Here is a 19,048-nt window from a genome sequence, read left to right as displayed (position 1 = left end):
TAACCCAAGGCTTTAGCCTTGGGTAGGAAAGACGATTCATCTGAGGCTTTAGCCATGAGAGCAGTTCGTGTGGCTAAAGCCTGGTACTCTGTCTTAGGCCTGTGCTCCCAAGGCTGAAGCCTTGGGTTAATAGTCGTTCGCGGGTCGGAAACTGTCAGTTCATGTTATTTCTCCACCAATGTCAGCCACTTTTTTACGACATCTTCCAGTTGTCCTTTTCTGGTCTTCACATCATCCAAATCCTTAAAAATAACCGTTCTCCTGCCGTCTTGGTAGTCGCCTTCCAGAAAACCGGAGTTATCCAGGATCTTGGCACCACTCGGGAAAACCAGCATGATCCGTCCTTTGTGCAGGTTCATCACGACAATCTCTCTTTTGTATTCCTTCGGATCAAAGAGTTTTATTGCTCCGGTATAATAGAAAGTCGGATTATTCCATTTAATATGTTCTCCGATTTCTTTGTCGATACCGAGCATAATCTGCCTGATGGTTTCAACGATTTTGCCCAGTTCCGGTTCCAGTTTTTGAATATGCTCGGTAACCTGTTCCTCGTCAGAAAGCTTTTTGGGTTTGGGAGAGGCCGGTTTCTTTTTTGTCCTGGTTTCGGCTTTGGTCAGGTTTTCTTCCATTCTGAATTTCGTAATGCGTGTGATCAAATCCAGCGGTAATGGTTGATCGAGGGGAAACTGAACGGAGCCTTTTGCACCTTTATAACCCGAGAGTTCCTCTTTAAAAGCTTCGAGTCCGCGTGGAGCGGGGTAAAAGCCGATGTGGTTTTTATAACCGGCGAAATGCACCAGATTTCCGTTTAATGTCAGCGTAGGAATTCCATAGCCGATTTTTTCTTCCGCATCTGGCGCTGCTTGAGGAAGCGTCTCGCGCATTTCTTCCAGCAATTTCTGCGTGGCTTCGGGAAAACCTGCGATATAGTTGTCAACGTCTGGATTTTTCTTTGTCATAGCTTTTGTGAAAAAATATGCTTGAAAATGACCGAGGTTTGATCTTATTTAACCTTGTTTAAAGCTTTAAGGTGTTGTGATTCCGAAGCTTCCGTTTTTGCCAGTTTTTTATTCCTTTCCTTTAAAAAAGTATAGGTTTTATGTCCGGCCATGCTGCTGTTCAACTGTTCAAATACCCCTTTGCCCTGAAATGCATACCAGTTGATTTTTAACAAATAGAGGCTGACGTACGAGTCGAGATGGGTAGTAATAAATTCACCGCTTTTCTTCACGAGATCCTCTTTTTCCAATGCCTGCTTATCAACCCAATAGTTAAGGCTATCGGCATTTTTTTCTTTGCGTGCCCGTTTTTCTCCGGCCGTATATTGTTCAATTTTTTTGTCCGACGGCTGCTGGATGTCTTGCTCAAATTGCTTCCATTCCTGTGTACTTTTCGAATTGACTATTTTTGAGCGCGATAAATCCGTTGTATCCAGCGTAATTTTAATGCCTGGTTCAAGGAAAAACAGCAAGGATCCTTTGATTTGGGAAACGTGCAGCTGATAAAGATCCGGCACCAGATCACGGTTTATTTCCAGGTTGAATATATCCGAGTTAAGCTTGATGGAATGAACAAGCGCGGCAAAGCCTTTTTCACGGGTTAAAAGAATGGCTTTACGACCTTTGAGCTCGCGGGGACTAGCGATCTGGATCTGTACTTTTTGAGAAAAAGCGGATGTCAGCGGAAATAGGAAAATTAAAAGCAGAATTGAATATTTACTGGCTGACCTCATATAGCAAATCGTTATTTTTCTCTAATCCGAAAACGCAGAATGAACCGGAAATATATCACAATTCCAGCAGATAAAGCCAATACCTTTTGCCAAGCATTGCTTCCAGTTGTCTGGCTTGCTTAAAACCCATGTTTTCGTAAATATGCCGGGCGGCATCCATGAACTCGGATGTGTGTAGTGCGATGATTTTTTCACCCGTTTCTCTGGCTCGCTCAATGCATTTTTCCATCAGTCTCTTCCCGATTCCGTTCCCACCGAACGCCGTGTGAACACCAACCATTCTGACATAGGCCCAATCCGCCTGGAAAATATCTGTCGGATTACCATTTGAAATAAAAAACGCCATACCGATAATATCCTCACCCGTCTCGCAAACATAACAGACTGATTTTGCAAGCAGGTTGGGATACATGTTCTCATTTGTGAGAGAGGCGTGTAGTTTGATCCAGTTTTCATCCGTTAAAACTTCTTTGAACTGACCATAAGCATTTAAACCAAGTTTTTGAAGACCGTCCATATCTTCATGGGTGGCGATTCTGTATTTATATTCCATAGCATTGAACAGAGATATCCCGACAGTGTCAGATCTTTAATTTTTCCACCTTTTCATGACTTGGGAGGTACATTGGCAAGGCGGCAGAACCATACCAGATAAAGGTTTCGGCTTCGAGTAACTTTTCTTTGATAGCCGGATCAGTATCGAGCAGACCGTTGGCTTCCTCAATGGTTTTAACATTCAGGATGAAAATGCCGCGATAAGCCTTGTCGTTTTTCTTCATCGGCCCGGCAACGACGAGTTTTCCTGCCGTAGCAAGCCGGTTGATATTGGCCATATGGCCTCTGAAAAGACTATCAACTTTTTGTTTATCCGCAATTTTGTTGCTGCCCGTTTTTAAGATGACGAGCACATATTGTTTCATACCATACTCATCAGCGCCCAGTGAATCTGCCAGTGTTTTATTGTATGCAGGATTGGCGGTTTGGGCTTTGGCCTGGATGGCGAGGAGCAGCATGAAAGCAATCGTCCTCAGGAATCTGGTGTAAATTCTGTTCATGGATACGTCATTTTGGATGTAAACAAAGACAATTTACGGATTAAGATTCGTATACATAAGCTCCGCCCAGCTTAAATTATCAGCTAGCTGACTTCTGCTCAATTCGATATGGATGACACGTCTTTTCTGATTGTTCGTGGTTCGGCTCGATGCGTGTAAAAGCAATGGTTTCATAAACATGGTCCCGCCTTTTTGTACGTTACAAATCGTTTCAGTCTCAACGTTCCAATCAATTGTTTCTGCTTTGTAAATTCCTTTCAAATGTGATTGCGGAATAACTTTTAGGGCACCGTTATCCATGTTGGTGTCGTCCAGATGGATTCGGATCGTAAAAATATCCTGCAAAATGTCTATCGGGGGTTGAACCGAGAATTGATTTTGCTTTACCGTCCATGGCCCATAACCATTGGTGTCCAGTTTTTGATCAACGGAAATGGTCAGATCCTGGTGATATGGTACAAACCAGTTCGAGCTACCAGGTTTGTCAAAATAAATTGACTTTACAATAAAGAAATCGCCTCCGAAAAAATTTGTGATGATATGCTTTAAGTTATTGTTGAAAATCTTGTCAGTTAATGTCGGAATTTCTTTTAGGAATTGTCTGATAGCAAACAAATCACTGGATTTTCTGAAAGTCGATTTCGTTTGATCGGCCTTTGAAATCTCTTCAATCAAATCTTCAATTTCTTCATTTTCGAAAACATTGTTAACAACAGCAAAACCATCGGTGGTCATTTTGTCTGCGAGGTCAAAATTTATTGTCATAAAATCGGCTGAGATTTAGTATTGGGGACGGTTCATTTTAATGATTACAAGTATGAGGGATTGGTATGATAGGTCGGAACATACAAATATTCGTTTGTTTTTCTAATATTTTCTCATGTGAAATTTCCTGACGGATCGTATGGATTTTTGTTGAAAGTTACAGCTGCCTGCATTCCAGGGTAACAAATCGGGTTGTAAAGGTTTCCGTATAACATATTAGCTGATTAAGCGGGACTGTTTTCTTTTGTTACATTATTATCTGCGTTAAAAACACTCAATTTCTGTATTTTTACACTATTAAAATCGAATGGATTCGCTTAAACGTACATAATAATGACAAACTATACAGACACGATGGCTGCTCTTGAAGCTACACAGCATGCAATGGAATTGGAGGGAAAATACGGTGCGCACAACTATAAACCGATGCCCGTAGTGCTTTCCAAAGGTTCCGGCGTGTATGTATGGGATGTGGAAGGCAAACAATACCTTGATTTTTTATCTGCTTACAGTGCGGTAAGTCAGGGACATTGTCACCCGAAAATTATCGGTGCGATGATCGAACAGGCTCAAAAACTGACGTTAACTTCCCGTGCTTTTTACAGCGACAAACTCGGCGAATGCGAAAAGTTTTTGTGTGAATATTTTGGATATGATAAAGTGCTGATGATGAATTCGGGTGTTGAAGGCGGTGAAACAGCCTTGAAATTAACCCGGAAGTGGGCATATAAGGTGAAAGGTATAGCGCCGGGTAAGGCAAAAACCGTTTATGCGTCGGGGAATTTCTGGGGGCGTACGTTGGCTGCCATCTCATCGTCAACTGATCCGTCGAGTACGGACGATTATGGCCCGTTTTTGCCTGGTTATATCATTATTCCTTACGATGATCTCGAAGCGCTTGAAAATACGTTTAAAAATGACCCGGATATCGCTGGTTTTATGGTCGAGCCGATTCAGGGTGAGGCTGGTGTAGTGGTTCCTAAGGAAGGCTATCTGAAGGGCGTACGTGATTTATGTACGCAATACAACGTGTTATTTATTGCCGATGAAGTTCAGACGGGGATAGGCCGCACGGGAAAAAGATTGGCTTGCGACTGGGAAAATGTAAAACCGGATATTCTCGTGCTAGGCAAAGCCTTATCCGGTGGAACGATGCCGGTTTCCGCGGCTTTTGCGAATGACGAGGTTATGCTGACGATCGCACCCGGCGAACATGGGTCAACGTATGGTGGAAATCCGTTGGCGTGTGCCGTTACAATCGCCGCTTTGCAAGTTGTTAAGGACGAAAACCTCGCTGAAAATGCGGAAATCATGGGACAGCTGTTTCGAAAAAGAATTTCGGATTTGCAGCAGAAATGCAGCCTGATATCGTTAGTAAGAGGCAAAGGACTGTTGAATGCCATTGTGATCAACGATATGGAAGAAAGCCCGACGGCTATGAATTTGTGTTACAAAATGATGGATAAAGGGTTGTTATGTAAACCTACGCACGGAAACAAGATCCGCTTTGCGCCGCCGCTGGTCATTACAGAAGAACAAATGAATGCCGCCTGTGATATCATTGAAGAAGTGTTTTTGACAACAAATTAAATCGACGAATGAAAAAGGGGCTATGCTTGCTGTTTGTGATTACGGGATTTCTGACGGCATGTCGGGATAAAAATGTGGATCCGGCTACCGACCTGGAAACGAGTAAATGGATTGTTGATCAGATGAAAACCTGGTATTACTGGAACGATAAACTACCGGCCAATCCCGATCTGAACTTACAGCCTGAGGCACTTTTTAATTCGCTGCTTTATAAATACGATGCAGCCGCACGGCCGGATGGGGACCGATTTTCCTGGATCGAACGTGACGCAGATGCATTGAAAGCCGAGCTGAGCGGTGTTTCAAAAACCACAGGTATGGAATTCCGGCTGCTTTATTATCCAACCGGCGGCTCTAATATCATCGGACTGGTAACGTATGCGCTGCCAGGGTCTCCGGCTCAAAAAGCAGGTTTCAAAAGAGGCGATATTATTACCCGAATTGATGAAAAGCAGCTAACAGCGTCCAATTATTATGAGCTGATTTTTTCCGGCAATGCCAAAAAATATACTTTGGGCGCGTTTAATGACAAGGATTCCATCGTTGAAACAACGACGAAACGGGATGTAACGCCGATCGAATTTCAGGAAGACCCCGTTTTTTATGATACTACCTTTCAATATGGCAGTCATATGATTGGATACGTAGTGTACCACCAGTTTTTTTCCAGCAAAAACAACAGCGATGGCAAGGAATATGATCAGAAACTGGATAAGGTTTTTGCCTCATTTAAGGCTAAAAATGTAAATGCGCTCGTACTGGATTTGCGCTATAATCCGGGCGGGTATGTAAGCTCAGCCACCAATCTGGCGAGTTTGATAGGAAAAGGCATCACGACGAACGATATTTTTTATTCGAAAGAATATAACAAGACCGTGACACCTGTCCTGGAAAAAGAATACGGAAAGGACTATTTCTACGAAATGTTTACGTCAAAAAGTCAAAATATTGGTGCTAACCTTAATAACCTCGTTATTCTCACATCTGCACGAACCGCTTCTGCCAGTGAACTACTTGTGAACGGCCTGAAACCCTACATGACGGTCACGCTGATCGGGGATAAGACTGTTGGTAAAAATGTCGGTTCTATCACGTTGAGTGATAAATCGGGCAAGGTGAAGTGGGGTTTACAACCCATTGTAACCCGGTCTTACAACAGTCTCAAACAGTCGGAATATTACAAGGGTTTTGCGCCGGATATGGAAGTTCGGGAGGGGTTACGGCTTTATCCTTACGGCAATACAAAAGATCCCTTACTTGCGTCGGCACTGGAAACCATTACCGGAACGAAACTCCTGCGACAAAAGGCGGAGCAATTGCGGACGGCCGGATTTGTTGACGACGTCATGTCTACAATCGAGCGAAAGGCAGGGGGAAGTAATATGTTTTTTGATAAATAATTTACAGTTGTTTTGTTTAAGAAGTAGCTTGGTTTCCGCTTTTGGAGTTCGGCGCGTGACTGGCAGAGACATCTTTTTACAATTATTCTGGTAAAATTTCCGGATGCGGTATACTTTTTATAATATTAGAGAAGTATCTCATTTTCTAACACTATAAACAGAGTACACTATGGGGATTTTGACTTGGATTATTGTCGGATTAATAGCCGGTGCCATTGCTAAAGCGCTACATCCGGGGAAAGATCCCGGAGGCTTTATTATAACTGTATTGATCGGGATAGCCGGGGCCGTTGTCGGAGGCTGGATATCTTCTTTTTTAGGTTTTGGAACCGTTGACGGCTTTAATATGGGGAGCCTTTTTATAGCCATTGTAGGCGCCGTGTTACTGCTGTTTTTATATAGAAAGTTTGGTACGAAGGCCTAGTCTGTTTTACTGAAATGGAGAGGGAATAAGGTTGCAATCTTATTCCCTCTCCATTTATTTTGTTATTTTTGACAAATTCCTGAAACGAATTTTTATCAACAACCCGATTAATATGAAGCTGGTAAATAATATGACTGTCTGGTTTTTGAGGCGACGCTTTGAAAGAATCGAGCAGTTTATGAACAACCCGATTGAAACCCAGCAACGTATATTTTCCGAATTGATCGAAACGGCCCGATATACCGAGTGGGGAACGAAATATAACTATGGCCAGATAAAGTCCATTAAAGAATTTCAGGATCAGGTCCCGGTCTCTTCTTATGAGGAATTATATCCCTACATCGAGCGCGTATTGAAAGGGGAACCCAACGTGTTATGGCCGTCGCAGATTGAATGGTTTTCAAAATCGTCGGGAACCACCAATGCACGCAGCAAATTTTTACCCGTTTCGCCTGAGGCTTTGGAAGAATGCCATTATGAAGGGGGCAAGGATATGATGACGCTTTTGATCCAGAACAGGCCGGAAACAATGGTTTTTGATGGTAAAGGCTTATCAATCGGTGGCACTTTACATGCCAATCCTTTTGACGATTATACACAGGTGGGCGATGTGTCGGCTGTGATCATGCAAAATCTTCCCGCCTGGGGTGAATTTATGCGAACACCGCCGCTGGAAGTTGCGCTGATGGACCACTGGGAAACCAAGCTTGAAAAAATGGCTTCTATCTGTTCGCAGGAAAATGTGACCAGTATCCTGGGCGTGCCAACCTGGACCATTGTTTTACTGGATCAGATTCTCGAACTGACCGGTAAAACCAATATGCTGGAAGTATGGCCTGATTTTGAAGTGTTTATACATGGCGCCGTTTCTTTTGAACCGTACCGAGAGTTATTTAAGAAGAAATATTTTCCATCCGATCAGGTAACTTATCTGGAAACTTACAGCGCATCCGAAGGCTTTTTTGCGATTCAGGATGATCTTTCCAAAGTCGGAGAAATGCTGCTGATGCTGGATTATGGGATATTCTATGAGTTTTTGCCCATAGAAGAAGTGGGTAAACCACATCCGAAAGCACTTTTGCTGGACGAAATAGAAGTAGGTAAAAATTATGCCCTTGTGATTTCTACCAATGCCGGCTTGTGGCGGTACCTTATTGGTGACACGGTGAAATTTACCTCGAAATACCCTTTTCGACTGAAAGTGAGTGGAAGAACAAAGCATTTTATCAATGCCTTTGGCGAGGAAGTTATTGTTGAAAATGCCGACCATGCCATAAAAGTTGCCGCAGAAAGCACCGGCGCGCGGGTAGCCAATTATACAGCAGGCCCTGTTTACATGGGCGACGGTTCACGCGGTTGCCATGAATGGGTGATCGAATTTACAATTGAACCGGAAAATCGTGACGAATTTTGTCGTATGCTGGATGCCGCATTACGGGAGGCGAATTCAGATTATGACGCCAAACGATACAAAGATATGGCCCTGCTTCCTCCCGTCGTGCATTTTGCTCCTGCCAATACCTTCTACAACTGGATGGGGAAACGGAATAAACTAGGCGGGCAAAACAAAGTACCAAGACTGAGTAATGACAGAGTGTATCTCGATGATTTGTTAGCGCTGTTGGCTCTTAGCGATTAGCCAAATCTGCACGAACTAAATCTATATTATATTCTCCTTTTACATTATTTATACCGGGTGTCAGCAGCTAAAAGCTAACGCCTAAAAGCCAATAGCTCTCCAAATGATTCCCAGGTACCTCAAAATAAAAGGTTTATATTCTTATCAGTCGGAGCAGGAAATACATTTCAATGCGTTGACGGATGCCTCGCTGTTCGGTATCTTCGGGTCGGTAGGAAGCGGCAAATCGTCAATTCTTGAAGCGATCACTTTTGCACTCTATGGAGATACCGAGAGGTTGAACCGTTCGGGGGACGATCGTACCTACAATATGATGAATCTGAGGTCGGATGAGCTATTGATTGATTTTGAGTGTGTTGCCGGGAAAAGTGCGGCGTTGTACCGTTTCACAGTGAAGGGCAAAAGAAACAGCAAAAATTTCAAGGAAGTTAAAACTTTTGAGCGGAAAGCGTACAAATGGGCAGACGAAGCCTGGGTGCCGCTTCCTGATGAAGAGAATGCCGAGCAAATTATAGGATTAAGTTATGATAACTTCCGCCGGACCATCATCATTCCGCAGGGACGTTTTCAGGAATTTATCGAATTAAAGGACGCCGAACGGACGCGGATGATGAAAGAACTTTTCCAGTTGGAAAAGTATGACCTAAGCCGGAAAGTAGGCACTTTAAGTAAGCAAAACGACCTGGAATTATCCAATCTCGATGGGCAGCTGATGAGCCTGGGTGAAGTAACGCCCGAAATGGTGACCGCTGAGGAACTCAAAAGAGAAGAAATAAGTCAGCAGATCAAGGCAGTGAGCGTGGAGCTGAACGAACAGACTGAACTTGAAAATCAATTTCAGAAACTGAAACAGGTTACAGAAAAGTTACAGCTTTTCCGTGCCCAGATCGCTTCCCTGGAATCACATAAACCGGAAATGGAATTGCGGGAAGAAACGCTGCGGGTTTTTGAGCTATGTTCGCTGCATTTTAAATCATTACTGGACAGGAAAAAAAGCCATAAGGCTGCGATTGAAAGAGATGAGGTGACGTATGCGAAAAATGCCGGGCGAAGTGATGAACTTAAAACTTTGCTGCTGCAACAAAAAGAAATTTTAACCAGGATTCTGCCACAATACGAAAAACGGGAAGAACTTTTGGGCACAGCCGAAGAGCTGGAAAAAGTGATTCAGATTGTGGAGAACCGGACTGTGCTGGAAAAAAATCGTGGTGCGCTTACGAGAGGGGAATTGAAGCTGGAAGAAAAAGAATCCGTTATTACGTTATTAAAAAAACAGAAGGAGGATAAGGAGGAGGAAAACGAGAAAAAGAAGGCCGTTCAGTCGGATGTACAGGAATTGAGTCTCATTAAGGTTTGGTTTACCACCTGGGACAGCCTTGTTGAAAGCAGAGCTGCCATCAAGAAAGAAGCGGATGATTTACAAGCAGATATAGCAAAACAAAAAGCGTTAGTTCAAACAAAATCGGAAGAAGCGAATGAACAATTTTCGTTAAAGATCGTACCGGAAGCGAGTCTGGAAATGATTCAGCATAGCATTTCGGATTATTTGGCGAGCAATGAGAAAGCCGGCGAAAATCTGAGCAAGGCATTGGTTCAGGCCAATACCAGGCTGGCGTTGCAGCAATATGCTGATAGCCTTGACGATGGTAAACCTTGTCCGTTATGTGGTTCGGAACATCACCCTGCCGTACTCCATGCGGACGATTCTGTTTTGGATGAAATTAAAAGTATTGAAAATCAGCGCCGTGATCTGACCAGATTGGAGCAGTCGATCCGGCAGTTTCAATCGCCTGTTGAACGTATTTTTAACCAGATCGAGAACCTGGAAAAACAAAAAAGTACGATTAAACAACGTTGGCAGGACGTTAAGATCCGTATTGATGCGCATGACCAGGCTTTTGTCTGGGCGAAATTCGATAAAAATAACCGGGAATCCTTTGACAAACATTTCGAAGATGTAGCCAGAAATCAGGCTGAAATCAAGGAAAACGAAGCGGCTATTAAAGCAATGGCCGCAAAAATTGAGGCCGAGCTGCTGGAAAAAGTTGAGAAAATAGAAAAACCGCTCCAAAATCTCCGAAACGAAATTCTAAAAGTTGAGAATACAATCAGCACTTTAACGGATCAGTTGGAGAAAGTGCAGCTGTCTGATTTTGACGAACTGGAAAAAACTTCGATCATCGATAAGATCGAAACCCTGAAAAGTCAGTATAAAGAACTGAACCGCTTGTATGAGGAAACGGAAAAGCAGCAGGACATTCTGGAAAAAGAAAAAAACACGATAACGGGAAGCCAGGAAACACTTTTCGTGGCTTTGGAAGCGAATCGTAGTGAACTGTCCAGCACACAGGCGACATTGCAAAACCAGTTGACGACCTATGGGTTCGAATCGGAAGAATGGGTGAATAGTATGCTGGAAAAACAGATTGTCATCGACGCGGAACGTAAAACGATAGAGCATTTTAAAACGGAGCTGAATAATACCCGGAGAGATCTTGACGCATTGCAGCAGGAACATGCAGGGGAGGTATATGATGCCGAAAAACATACCGTGATCCTGGAAAAAAAGGACACACTTACGGCCAGTTTGAACAGCAAACGAAAAGAAGAGGGCCGTTTGGATGGTTTGCTTCTGAAAATGGCTGAGGATCTTACTAAAAAGGCATTACTGCTAAAAGAAAAAGGCAGACTGGAACTTCGGAAAGAACATCTGGACGACCTTGCCCGGTTATTCCGTTCGAGCGGGTTTGTGGATTATGCATCGAGTATTTATCTGCAAAATCTGATACATGCTGCCAATGACCGTTTCCATCAGATGACACACCAGCAGCTGCATCTGGAATTGGGAGAGGGGAATAGTTTCTGGGTGCGCGATTTGCTTAACGGCGGACATATGCGGTTGCTCAAAACGCTTTCCGGCGGACAGAAATTTCAGGCTGCGTTATCGCTCGCTTTGGCCCTGGCAGACCATATTCACATCCGAAACGAGTCGAAACATAATTTCTTCTTTTTGGACGAAGGGTTTGGTTCGCTGGATAAAAATGCCCTGCAAACTGTCTTTGAAACGTTAAAATCGCTTCGGAAGGAAAACAGGATTGTGGGTATCATCAGCCACGTGGAAGATTTGCAGCAGGAAATACAGACCTATCTCAGAATTATTGAAAGTGATGAGGGGAGTAAAATTGTAACCAGCTGGGGCTAGGAATTGTCAAAAGTTAACTGGTATCTTTATAGCGGACTTGTTCATATTACATCCCTGACAAACATGCTATTTGAGAATTTTACCATGCGCTGGAAGGATGGCTAGAATCCTATCTATCGTCGGAATACTGGTTACGTTATTTTTGCAACCTTTGTTTCTGTTTTTCTTGCTTTTCCACCTTATTCCTTACTGACGGGTCATCTGAGTGAGCATGGGATGAAAAAGAAATGGATTTTGACGTGCGACGGGAAAATATGATCTTCCGGTGGGTGCTTCCGCTTCTTTCTTTCGTCAGAGGTCATAACATTGTTTTAACTGCTTTATTGTATGGGTTGGAGCAGAATTTTATGAATGGAACCATTTCCGGTGAAGTTATTTATGCTTGCTGACTATTGGATGAAATGGAGTTTATTCAATAAAAACAGTTAAGCAAAAAAATAAATTGGTAACCGTTTGCTAAAATAAATACCAATTAAAGATAAAATAAGATTAATTTAGGAAGTTGACACATACTAATCCCTCAGAAAGGACAACTCTTGATTTATATGTCGAAATATAATTTAACCCACCTATGCCTAAATTATTACAACTGGACACTTTCAATTCCGATTCGGGAAACCTGACTGTTTTTGAGCATGTTATTCCGGGAACTATCAAGAGAGTTTTTTACATTTATGGAGCCACGGATCTGAAACGCGGAGGCCACAGACATCATAAATCCTGGAATGCGTTGATATGCATCCACGGAAGCTGCCATGTTTACAGTAATGACGGCGAGCAGGAAGAGGATTTTATACTCAATGATCCAAAGAGCTGCCTTATTCTTGAACCCAAAGACTGGCATGTAATGGATTCATTTTCAAATGATTCTATTCTGCTGGTTTTGTCTAATGAATATTACGACCGGGCAGATTATATTGATGAACCCTATTTACACTACTCGCAACAGGTTTCTTTATGATCCCATTTTTGGATTTAAATCAAATCAATAAGCCTTATTTGGAAGCTATTGAGGAGGTTTCATTACGCGTTTTACGATCTGGCTGGTATATTTTAGGACGGGAATTACAAGATTTTGAAAGTGCTTTTGCTGAATACTGCGGTGCTCCTTATTGTATTGGTGTTGCCAATGGCCTTGATGCCATCGGCCTTATTCTGCGTGCCTACGATTTTCCGGCCCATAGCGAAATCATTGTTCCGGGCAATACGTATATAGCCTCACTATTACCGGTTAGTTACTTAGGTTTGGTGCCTGTTTTAATCGAGCCGGATCCCTATACGATGCTGATCGATCCCCAAAAAATTGAGCGGTCTATCACTTCGGAAACCCGTGCCATTCTTTGCGTTGACCTGTACGGCAGGAGTTGCGAAATGGAAGCGGTGAATGAAATCGCCTTGCGGTATAACCTCAAAGTGATTACCGATGCGGCCCAGGCCCACGGAGCTGTGTACAACGGTCGGAAGGTTGGGAGCATTGCGGATGCAACGGCTTTTAGTTTTTATCCTACGAAAAATCTGGGGGCTCTGGGTGATGCAGGTGCCATAACGACGTCTGACGGGGCGCTTGCGGAGAAAATAATGTACTTGCGAAATTATGGATCAAAGGAACGGTACAAGAATGATTACCTGGGGGTTAATAGCCGTCTCGATGAAATTCAGGCTGCAATTCTGGGGGTGAAATTGCCCTTTCTTGACACGGAAAATAAAAGGCGCAGGGAAATTGCAAGATGTTATTTGAGCGGGATTACATTGGAGAACCTTATTTTACCACCTGACGATCGTATTGATGAGGATGCCTGGCATTTGTTTGTTGTCAGGCACCCGGATAGAAACGCATTGATAAAGCACCTGGGAGCGTCGGGCGTACAGACGAACGTGCATTATCCGCTGCCCGTACATAAGCAAAAGGCTTACGCAGATATAAATCATTTGTCGCTGCCTCTGACGGAAAGCATTCACCAGCAGGTGATCAGTCTGCCGCTCAATCCCGTCCTTACCGATGAGGAAATATCGTATATTGTTGGTGCAGTTAACCAGTTCGGGAATCAGAAATGAAATTATCCGTCATCATACCGGTATACAACAGTGAGTCCACGATCGCATTATTAGTGGATAAATTGCAGCAGGCATTACAGGGGATTTTGTTTGAAATTGTCATGATCAACGATGGCAGCCAGGACAACTCAGAAAGGATATGCAAACAATTAGCCAAACAATTTCCCAACGTACGGTTTCTATCATTACGACGTAATTATGGTGAATTTAATGCCGTCATGTGCGGTTTGAATTGGGTGCAGGGCGAATTTTGTGTCATGATCGATGATGATTTTCAAAACCCGCCTGAAGAGATTTTAAAGCTGCTGGAAACGGCTGAAAAGGGGGATTACGACGTTGTGTATACCCATTATTCAAAAAAACAGCATGCAGCGTACAGAAACCTGGGGAGCCGTCTTGTGAACTGGTTTACCGGTTATTCACTGAATAAACCGAAGGGCTTGTATCTGTCCAGCTTTAAACTGATCCGAAAGGAAGTGGTTCTGGAAATTATTAAATACCAGGGACCTTATCCTTACATTGACGGTTTGATTTTCCGAATTACGCGTAATATTGGTTCCGTTCAGGTCATGCACGAAAAGCGTGAAGCAGGTGTCTCCAATTACACGTGGCGCAAGCTGATCTCCCTCGTCCTGAATATTTTGTTTTGCTATTCATCCCTACCCATTCGTCTTTTTATGCCAATCGGTGTCGGGTTATTCGGGTTTGGTTTTGTACTCCTGCTGTTTTTATTTGGCCAATGGGTTATTGGCCCCGACCCCAAGGGCTGGCAGGTTGTGACGGCTTCTCTGATATTTATTGGTGGGATACAATGTACCTTGTTAAGTGTTTTGGGCGAATACATTGGTAAGAGTTTTATGGCCCAGAGTGGTCAGCCGCAATATGTTGTGAAATTTAACAGCGGTGCAGATCGATGATTGACAGTCCGCAGGAATATCAAAATATGTTTGACGTGGAGCAAAAACTCTGGTGGTACCAGATCCTCCACGGAAAGGTTTTGTATGAGATTAAAAAGCATTTTAAAAGCGACAAACAAGTAAGGATTTTGGATGCAGCCTGTGGAACGGGCGGTCTTTTGTCTTTTTTGCGTGCGGATGGTTATCAGTCTTTAACGGGCTTTGATTACTCGGTGCATGCGATTGAATTTTCAACAGCGAGAAATCTGGATGTAAGTTTTGGTGATTTGAAGGATGTCAATACTTTCCGTGATGGGGAAACATTTGATGTAATTTGCTGTAACGATGTGCTATATTTCCTGACTGATCATGAGATTGTACAGGCATTACAGGCGTTCCGTAAAAAACTTCGCCCGAATGGTCTGGTAATCATTAACATTCATGCCTTTGAAGCTTTTTCGGGAATACACGATATGGCCGTAGGCAGTTCAAGAAGGTTTGTACGCAGCGATTTCGTTCGTTATGCAAAAGCGGCAGGTTTGCATATGGCTGATCATACGTACTGGCCTTTTTTTCTTTCGCTGCCTATCTGGCTGGTCAGGACATGGCAGCGCTATCAGATACGTTCGGGGAAGATCAATACTGCCGACGTAAAATCGGATGTAAGTTATCCCGGCGATTTTATTAATGGAATGCTAAAAACCGTCACCGATATGGAAGGTGTTTTTTTGCCAAAGCCACCTTTCGGGAGTTCGTTGTTTTTAGTATTAAAATAATCTCCGGAATCAAACGGCAACTTCCTTATTTTCGGTACGCATGACAATGCCTAATCCCATACCGCCAAAACTGGCCACCAAGCCATAAATCATAGGAGGATATTCTGTATCAATCCAAACCGAACCAAGCCAGACAATAAGTCCGGCGATCATTGAAAGCATACAGCCTAGCTGATTGGCGTTTTTCCAGTATAAACCCGCCGCGAGCGGAACAAAAAGTGACACGAGGCTAAATGCGGAAGATTCCGCTACGAGCTCAAAAATACTTTCCCGCGTGGCCGCCATGAAAATGCAGATGCCCGTGATGACGATTATGCCAATCCGGATTATTCTTAACAATTGCTTGTCGCTTAATTCCGGGTGGAAAAATTTGATCACATTTTCGCCAAGAACCGCCGCGGGCGCCATAATAGCACTGCTGGTTGTACTCAGGATGGCAGAGACCAGGGCTCCAAAAAACAGTATTTGCAATGGCAGCCCGGAGTGGAGCAGGACCATATTGGGAATGATCATTTGTGGGTCGCCTTTTCCAAGTTCAGGATATAAATGGTGGCCGCAAAGTCCGATAAATAGTGGGAGTAGGGCGATGGTCAGGTACATCAGCGATGACAGTAATGTAGCTTTAACCGATACATCGGCTGATTTTGCCGACATCACGCGCTGAAAAACATCCTGTTGGGGGATGGAGCCCAGACCGATGGTTATCCAGGCTGCAAAATATTCCACCGAATCTTTAAAAGTAAACTGTGGATAAGCCCGGAAAAAATCTTTTGGTGCAGCGTTTATCAGCGGAGAAAACCCGCCTACTTTGAAATACAACACGATGGCGACCACAAGCAAACCAACAATGATCATGATGGTCTGGATAAAATCCGTGATCGAAATAGACCACATCCCGCCCCATATGGTATAAAGAATGACCACGAAGGAGCTTAACAAAATGCATTCGGTTAAGGACCAGCCTAAAATTATTTTCAAAACGATGCCCATGGCCAGTAGTTGGGCCGCGATCCAGCTGAAATAGGAGGGAATGATCAGTAGGGCTGACAAAAGTTCTGCCGGACGACCGTAACGTATCCTGAAAAAATCACAAAAGGTGATGATATTCATTTTATAAAAACGTCTTGCGAAAAATATTCCAACAAGAAACAGGCACAACGCAGCACCGAAAGGGTCCTCAATTACACCTAAAACGCCTTTTTTTATAAATTCGGTGGGTGCGCCCATGATGGTTTCCGAGCCGAACCAGGTTGCAAAAGTTGCGGAAGCGGCAAGAAAAAGCGGCAACTGTCTACCGGCCAGTACGAAATCGGTCGTGGTTGTAATTTTGCGTGATGCCCACAAGCCAATGCCCAGATTTAGCAATAAGTACGCAACGATAGAAAAAGCCAGCATGTTGAGAATATCGGAAAGATCGGATTGCAATTTTACGAACAAAAAACAGGTAGACAGTCATTGGGACAGGTGTTTATTCAGAAAAAGAGCCGGACGATTGATTTCGCCCGGCTCTTTGTTATTTATCGGTTTAGTTGCGGCCATACCTATTATTTCTTTCCCTGTTTTGATACCGGTGGCTATGCCTTTCGTGATGCCGTTTTTGTTTGTAATGATCACGATAAACCACGCGGGGAGGCGGCGAAGGCCTGACAATGATCGTACGCGGCGGGTGACGATAGCCATAGCCGTTATCGTAATATGGCTGGCGCGAATGATATACACAGGATGAAACGCTCATCGCTGCGATAAGTATTCCAATGTATAAACCCGCAATTCTGATCCTTCTCATGGTTAGTTTGTTTTTGTTGTTATTTGTATAACGACAGTAATACAAATTATTACCTTTCTTATGAGGACAAGCGGACGAACGTGAGAAATAGTTTTAAGTTATCCACACATGTTAATAACCATAAAAGTGCATTTTTAGTTATTTCAACGCGGTTTTAAAGACGATATCCACAAGTTATCCACATGAATGATGTGGATAACTTGTGGATATCTTTTTTGTGAATATTTGTTAAGCTTCTACGTCGTAGATTACAACCTTCTCCCAAAGGTGTGCACAATCTTCGATGAATTTTTTGTGAAGCGGGTGAACCTGATAAACATCGTGGCCGGCTTCATCGTCAAAAATCATCACTTCCGCGAAGTCATAACTCGCGTCAATGACGGGTCTGCGTGTCGAAGCGGGTGTTCCGATGTAAACCGATTTAATGGATTCAATAGCTTCAAGTTTTTTCAATCCGTCAAAAAGTGCTTTTTGCGCTTCTTCGTTTTCTTTTTCTTTAAGCCAAAAAAATACGTTATGTACAAACATGAGTTATTATTTATGTATTGGTAAATGAATTATGAATTCGTCTGTGATGTAAATGATTCTTCATTTTCGGCGTCGGTTCCCTGAAACAACTTTTCCAGTTTAAAAGTGAAAGTCGAGCCTTTGTCTGGTTTGGACATCACGGCAATCTTGGTTCCGTGCGCATTGATGATATGTTTTACAATGGCCAGTCCCAAACCTGTTCCGCCCCGCTCTTTCGACCTGCTTTTGTCGACACGATAAAATCTTTCAAAAATACGTGTTAAATGTTCAGGAGGAATACCCGGGCCGTTATCCCGTACCGAAATCTCGATATATTTTTTGCCTGTATTGAAATGAACAATAACTTTTCCGCCTTCGTTGCCATATTTTATCGCGTTTTCAATAAGGTTGAGCATAACCTGCTGCATCCGGTCCTGATCGGCTTTTACCCATACTTCTGTTAAATCGTCAGGTTTTACTTTCAGGGAAATATTACGGTCTGCGGCGATGTTTTCAAGTCGTCCGAAAATGTTAAGGCTTAATTGAAGCATGTCTACTGCTTCGATGTTCATTTTAATGTCGCCTGTTTCCATTTGCGAAAGTACCAGCAGGTCTTTCACCAGGACATCCAGACTGTCCAGATTTCTGGCGGCTTTTCTTAGAAAACGCTCGCGTACATTTTCATCGTCCATGGCGCCATCCAGCAAGGTGTGGATAAAGCCCTGTGCTGCAAAAATGGGTGTTTTGAATTCGTGGGAAACGTCTGCAAGAAATTCTCTTCTGAATAATTCGAGTTTTTTGAGCTCGTCAATTTCCTTTTGTTTTTTAGAAACGTAAACAAAAATCTCGTCATTCAGGGTTTTAAGCGGGTTTGACTCGCGGATAAGCCTTTTACGGGGCACCATATTAAAATCCTTCATTTTCAGTTTGTGAATGGTGCGGTACATTTTATTCACTTCCCGGAAAACGATAATATCGATCGTATACAGCACGAGGAAAAAGCTGGAAATAAAACATGCAATGGCGACGACAAAGAGCATGCTGGTGTTAACACCTTCTACAAAAGCTAAAAAGGTTGTCGTGATCAGGGAAATAATAAATGCCAGTATCAGGGCAATGAAACGAGGACTCAGCGACATATGGGTAAAATGGTGTTCTTAACTGCAAACATTTGATACGTTTTACAGTAATTCGATATGATTTATATATAAAGTTAACATT

Annotated in this window: 18 protein-coding genes; 9 read left to right on the top strand and 9 right to left on the bottom strand. The window is 43.2% G+C overall.

The window, feature by feature from the left end; genetic code table 11:
* Positions 1 to 164 precede the first annotated feature (164 nt).
* Genes RB622_RS04585 through RB622_RS04565 form a run of 5 tightly spaced genes read right to left on the bottom strand, consistent with a single transcriptional unit; the run spans position 165 to position 3,552 of the window.
* Complete coding sequence (locus RB622_RS04585; protein WP_308045342.1) at positions 165 to 959, bottom strand: DUF1801 domain-containing protein; 795 nt, start codon at positions 957 to 959, stop codon at positions 165 to 167.
* Between the two features lie 44 nt (positions 960 to 1,003).
* The gene (locus RB622_RS04580) at positions 1,004 to 1,732 is read right to left on the bottom strand and encodes a hypothetical protein (protein WP_308045341.1); all 729 of its coding nucleotides are present in this window, start codon (positions 1,730 to 1,732) and stop codon (positions 1,004 to 1,006) included.
* Positions 1,733 to 1,787: 55 nt separating this feature from the next.
* Positions 1,788 to 2,285 carry a GNAT family N-acetyltransferase gene (locus tag RB622_RS04575; protein WP_308045340.1) on the bottom strand — a complete coding sequence of 166 codons (498 nt, stop codon included), beginning with the start codon at positions 2,283 to 2,285 and terminating at the stop codon, positions 1,788 to 1,790.
* Positions 2,286 to 2,313: 28 nt separating this feature from the next.
* A complete protein-coding gene (locus tag RB622_RS04570; protein ID WP_308045339.1) occupies positions 2,314 to 2,787 on the bottom strand; it encodes a YciI family protein in 474 nt (157 codons plus the stop codon).
* 33 nt (positions 2,788 to 2,820) lie between these two features.
* A complete protein-coding gene (locus RB622_RS04565; RefSeq protein WP_308045338.1) occupies positions 2,821 to 3,552 on the bottom strand; it encodes a phytanoyl-CoA dioxygenase family protein in 732 nt (243 codons plus the stop codon).
* Between the two features lie 333 nt (positions 3,553 to 3,885).
* On the opposite strand from RB622_RS04565, the gene rocD reads away from it, so the two are divergent.
* From rocD to RB622_RS04520, 9 genes are all read left to right on the top strand, one after another.
* A complete protein-coding gene (gene rocD, locus RB622_RS04560; RefSeq protein ID WP_308045337.1) occupies positions 3,886 to 5,142 on the top strand; it encodes an ornithine--oxo-acid transaminase in 1,257 nt (418 codons plus the stop codon).
* 8 nt (positions 5,143 to 5,150) lie between these two features.
* Positions 5,151 to 6,542 carry a S41 family peptidase gene (locus tag RB622_RS04555; RefSeq protein WP_308045336.1) on the top strand — a complete coding sequence of 464 codons (1,392 nt, stop codon included), beginning with the start codon at positions 5,151 to 5,153 and terminating at the stop codon, positions 6,540 to 6,542.
* A gap of 169 nt (positions 6,543 to 6,711) precedes the next feature.
* Positions 6,712 to 6,966, top strand: a complete 255-nt coding sequence (locus tag RB622_RS04550) for a GlsB/YeaQ/YmgE family stress response membrane protein (protein ID WP_308045335.1) — start codon at positions 6,712 to 6,714, stop codon at positions 6,964 to 6,966.
* Positions 6,967 to 7,078: 112 nt separating this feature from the next.
* Positions 7,079 to 8,605, top strand: coding sequence for a GH3 auxin-responsive promoter family protein (locus RB622_RS04545; protein WP_308045334.1), 1,527 nt, complete (start codon positions 7,079 to 7,081; stop codon positions 8,603 to 8,605).
* A gap of 103 nt (positions 8,606 to 8,708) precedes the next feature.
* Positions 8,709 to 11,807, top strand: a complete 3,099-nt coding sequence (locus RB622_RS04540; RefSeq protein ID WP_308045333.1) for an AAA family ATPase — start codon at positions 8,709 to 8,711, stop codon at positions 11,805 to 11,807.
* 571 nt (positions 11,808 to 12,378) lie between these two features.
* A complete protein-coding gene (locus RB622_RS04535) occupies positions 12,379 to 12,768 on the top strand; it encodes an FdtA/QdtA family cupin domain-containing protein (protein ID WP_308045332.1) in 390 nt (129 codons plus the stop codon).
* Positions 12,765 to 13,862: a DegT/DnrJ/EryC1/StrS family aminotransferase gene (locus RB622_RS04530; RefSeq protein WP_308045331.1), complete on the top strand. Its 1,098-nt coding sequence runs from the start codon at positions 12,765 to 12,767 to the stop codon at positions 13,860 to 13,862. The genes RB622_RS04535 and RB622_RS04530 overlap by 4 nt, the downstream gene beginning before the upstream one ends.
* Positions 13,859 to 14,779, top strand: coding sequence for a glycosyltransferase family 2 protein (locus tag RB622_RS04525; protein WP_308045330.1), 921 nt, complete (start codon positions 13,859 to 13,861; stop codon positions 14,777 to 14,779). Before RB622_RS04530 ends, RB622_RS04525 begins: the two co-directional genes overlap by 4 nt.
* On the top strand, positions 14,776 to 15,534 hold the full coding sequence (locus RB622_RS04520; protein ID WP_308045329.1) for a class I SAM-dependent methyltransferase: 759 nt from the start codon (positions 14,776 to 14,778) through the stop codon (positions 15,532 to 15,534). Before RB622_RS04525 ends, RB622_RS04520 begins: the two co-directional genes overlap by 4 nt.
* Positions 15,535 to 15,543: 9 nt before the next feature.
* Here the strand turns inward: RB622_RS04520 and RB622_RS04515 are convergent, their stop codons facing one another.
* The 4 genes from RB622_RS04515 to RB622_RS04500 form a co-directional block, all read right to left on the bottom strand.
* Complete coding sequence (locus RB622_RS04515) at positions 15,544 to 16,929, bottom strand: sodium:solute symporter family protein (protein ID WP_308045519.1); 1,386 nt, start codon at positions 16,927 to 16,929, stop codon at positions 15,544 to 15,546.
* A 130-nt stretch (positions 16,930 to 17,059) separates the two neighbouring features.
* Positions 17,060 to 17,320: a hypothetical protein gene (locus RB622_RS04510; protein ID WP_308045328.1), complete on the bottom strand. Its 261-nt coding sequence runs from the start codon at positions 17,318 to 17,320 to the stop codon at positions 17,060 to 17,062.
* A gap of 228 nt (positions 17,321 to 17,548) precedes the next feature.
* Positions 17,549 to 17,848, bottom strand: a complete 300-nt coding sequence (locus RB622_RS04505) for a Dabb family protein (RefSeq protein WP_308045327.1) — start codon at positions 17,846 to 17,848, stop codon at positions 17,549 to 17,551.
* A gap of 29 nt (positions 17,849 to 17,877) precedes the next feature.
* Positions 17,878 to 18,966: an ATP-binding protein gene (locus tag RB622_RS04500; RefSeq protein ID WP_308045326.1), complete on the bottom strand. Its 1,089-nt coding sequence runs from the start codon at positions 18,964 to 18,966 to the stop codon at positions 17,878 to 17,880.
* Positions 18,967 to 19,048 lie beyond the last annotated feature (82 nt).

It is taken from the genome of Dyadobacter sp. LHD-138, from assembly GCF_030929615.1.
In the GTDB taxonomy this organism is placed as follows: Bacteria; Bacteroidota; Bacteroidia; order Cytophagales; family Spirosomataceae; genus Dyadobacter.
This window is presented reverse-complemented; position numbering and strand designations above follow the sequence as displayed.

Coding starts and splice junctions, on each gene's coding strand:
- RB622_RS04585 (WP_308045342.1), bottom strand. CDS start 959: ATGACAAAGAAAAATCCAGACGTTGACAACTATATCGCAGGTTTTCCC.
- RB622_RS04580 (WP_308045341.1), bottom strand. CDS start 1,732: ATGAGGTCAGCCAGTAAATATTCAATTCTGCTTTTAATTTTCCTATTT.
- RB622_RS04575 (WP_308045340.1), bottom strand. CDS start 2,285: ATGGAATATAAATACAGAATCGCCACCCATGAAGATATGGACGGTCTT.
- RB622_RS04570 (WP_308045339.1), bottom strand. CDS start 2,787: ATGAACAGAATTTACACCAGATTCCTGAGGACGATTGCTTTCATGCTG.
- RB622_RS04565 (WP_308045338.1), bottom strand. CDS start 3,552: ATGACAATAAATTTTGACCTCGCAGACAAAATGACCACCGATGGTTTT.
- rocD (WP_308045337.1), top strand. CDS start 3,886: ATGACAAACTATACAGACACGATGGCTGCTCTTGAAGCTACACAGCAT.
- RB622_RS04555 (WP_308045336.1), top strand. CDS start 5,151: ATGAAAAAGGGGCTATGCTTGCTGTTTGTGATTACGGGATTTCTGACG.
- RB622_RS04550 (WP_308045335.1), top strand. CDS start 6,712: ATGGGGATTTTGACTTGGATTATTGTCGGATTAATAGCCGGTGCCATT.
- RB622_RS04545 (WP_308045334.1), top strand. CDS start 7,079: ATGAAGCTGGTAAATAATATGACTGTCTGGTTTTTGAGGCGACGCTTT.
- RB622_RS04540 (WP_308045333.1), top strand. CDS start 8,709: ATGATTCCCAGGTACCTCAAAATAAAAGGTTTATATTCTTATCAGTCG.
- RB622_RS04535 (WP_308045332.1), top strand. CDS start 12,379: ATGCCTAAATTATTACAACTGGACACTTTCAATTCCGATTCGGGAAAC.
- RB622_RS04530 (WP_308045331.1), top strand. CDS start 12,765: ATGATCCCATTTTTGGATTTAAATCAAATCAATAAGCCTTATTTGGAA.
- RB622_RS04525 (WP_308045330.1), top strand. CDS start 13,859: ATGAAATTATCCGTCATCATACCGGTATACAACAGTGAGTCCACGATC.
- RB622_RS04520 (WP_308045329.1), top strand. CDS start 14,776: ATGATTGACAGTCCGCAGGAATATCAAAATATGTTTGACGTGGAGCAA.
- RB622_RS04515 (WP_308045519.1), bottom strand. CDS start 16,929: ATGCTGGCTTTTTCTATCGTTGCGTACTTATTGCTAAATCTGGGCATT.
- RB622_RS04510 (WP_308045328.1), bottom strand. CDS start 17,320: ATGAGAAGGATCAGAATTGCGGGTTTATACATTGGAATACTTATCGCA.
- RB622_RS04505 (WP_308045327.1), bottom strand. CDS start 17,848: ATGTTTGTACATAACGTATTTTTTTGGCTTAAAGAAAAAGAAAACGAA.
- RB622_RS04500 (WP_308045326.1), bottom strand. CDS start 18,966: ATGTCGCTGAGTCCTCGTTTCATTGCCCTGATACTGGCATTTATTATT.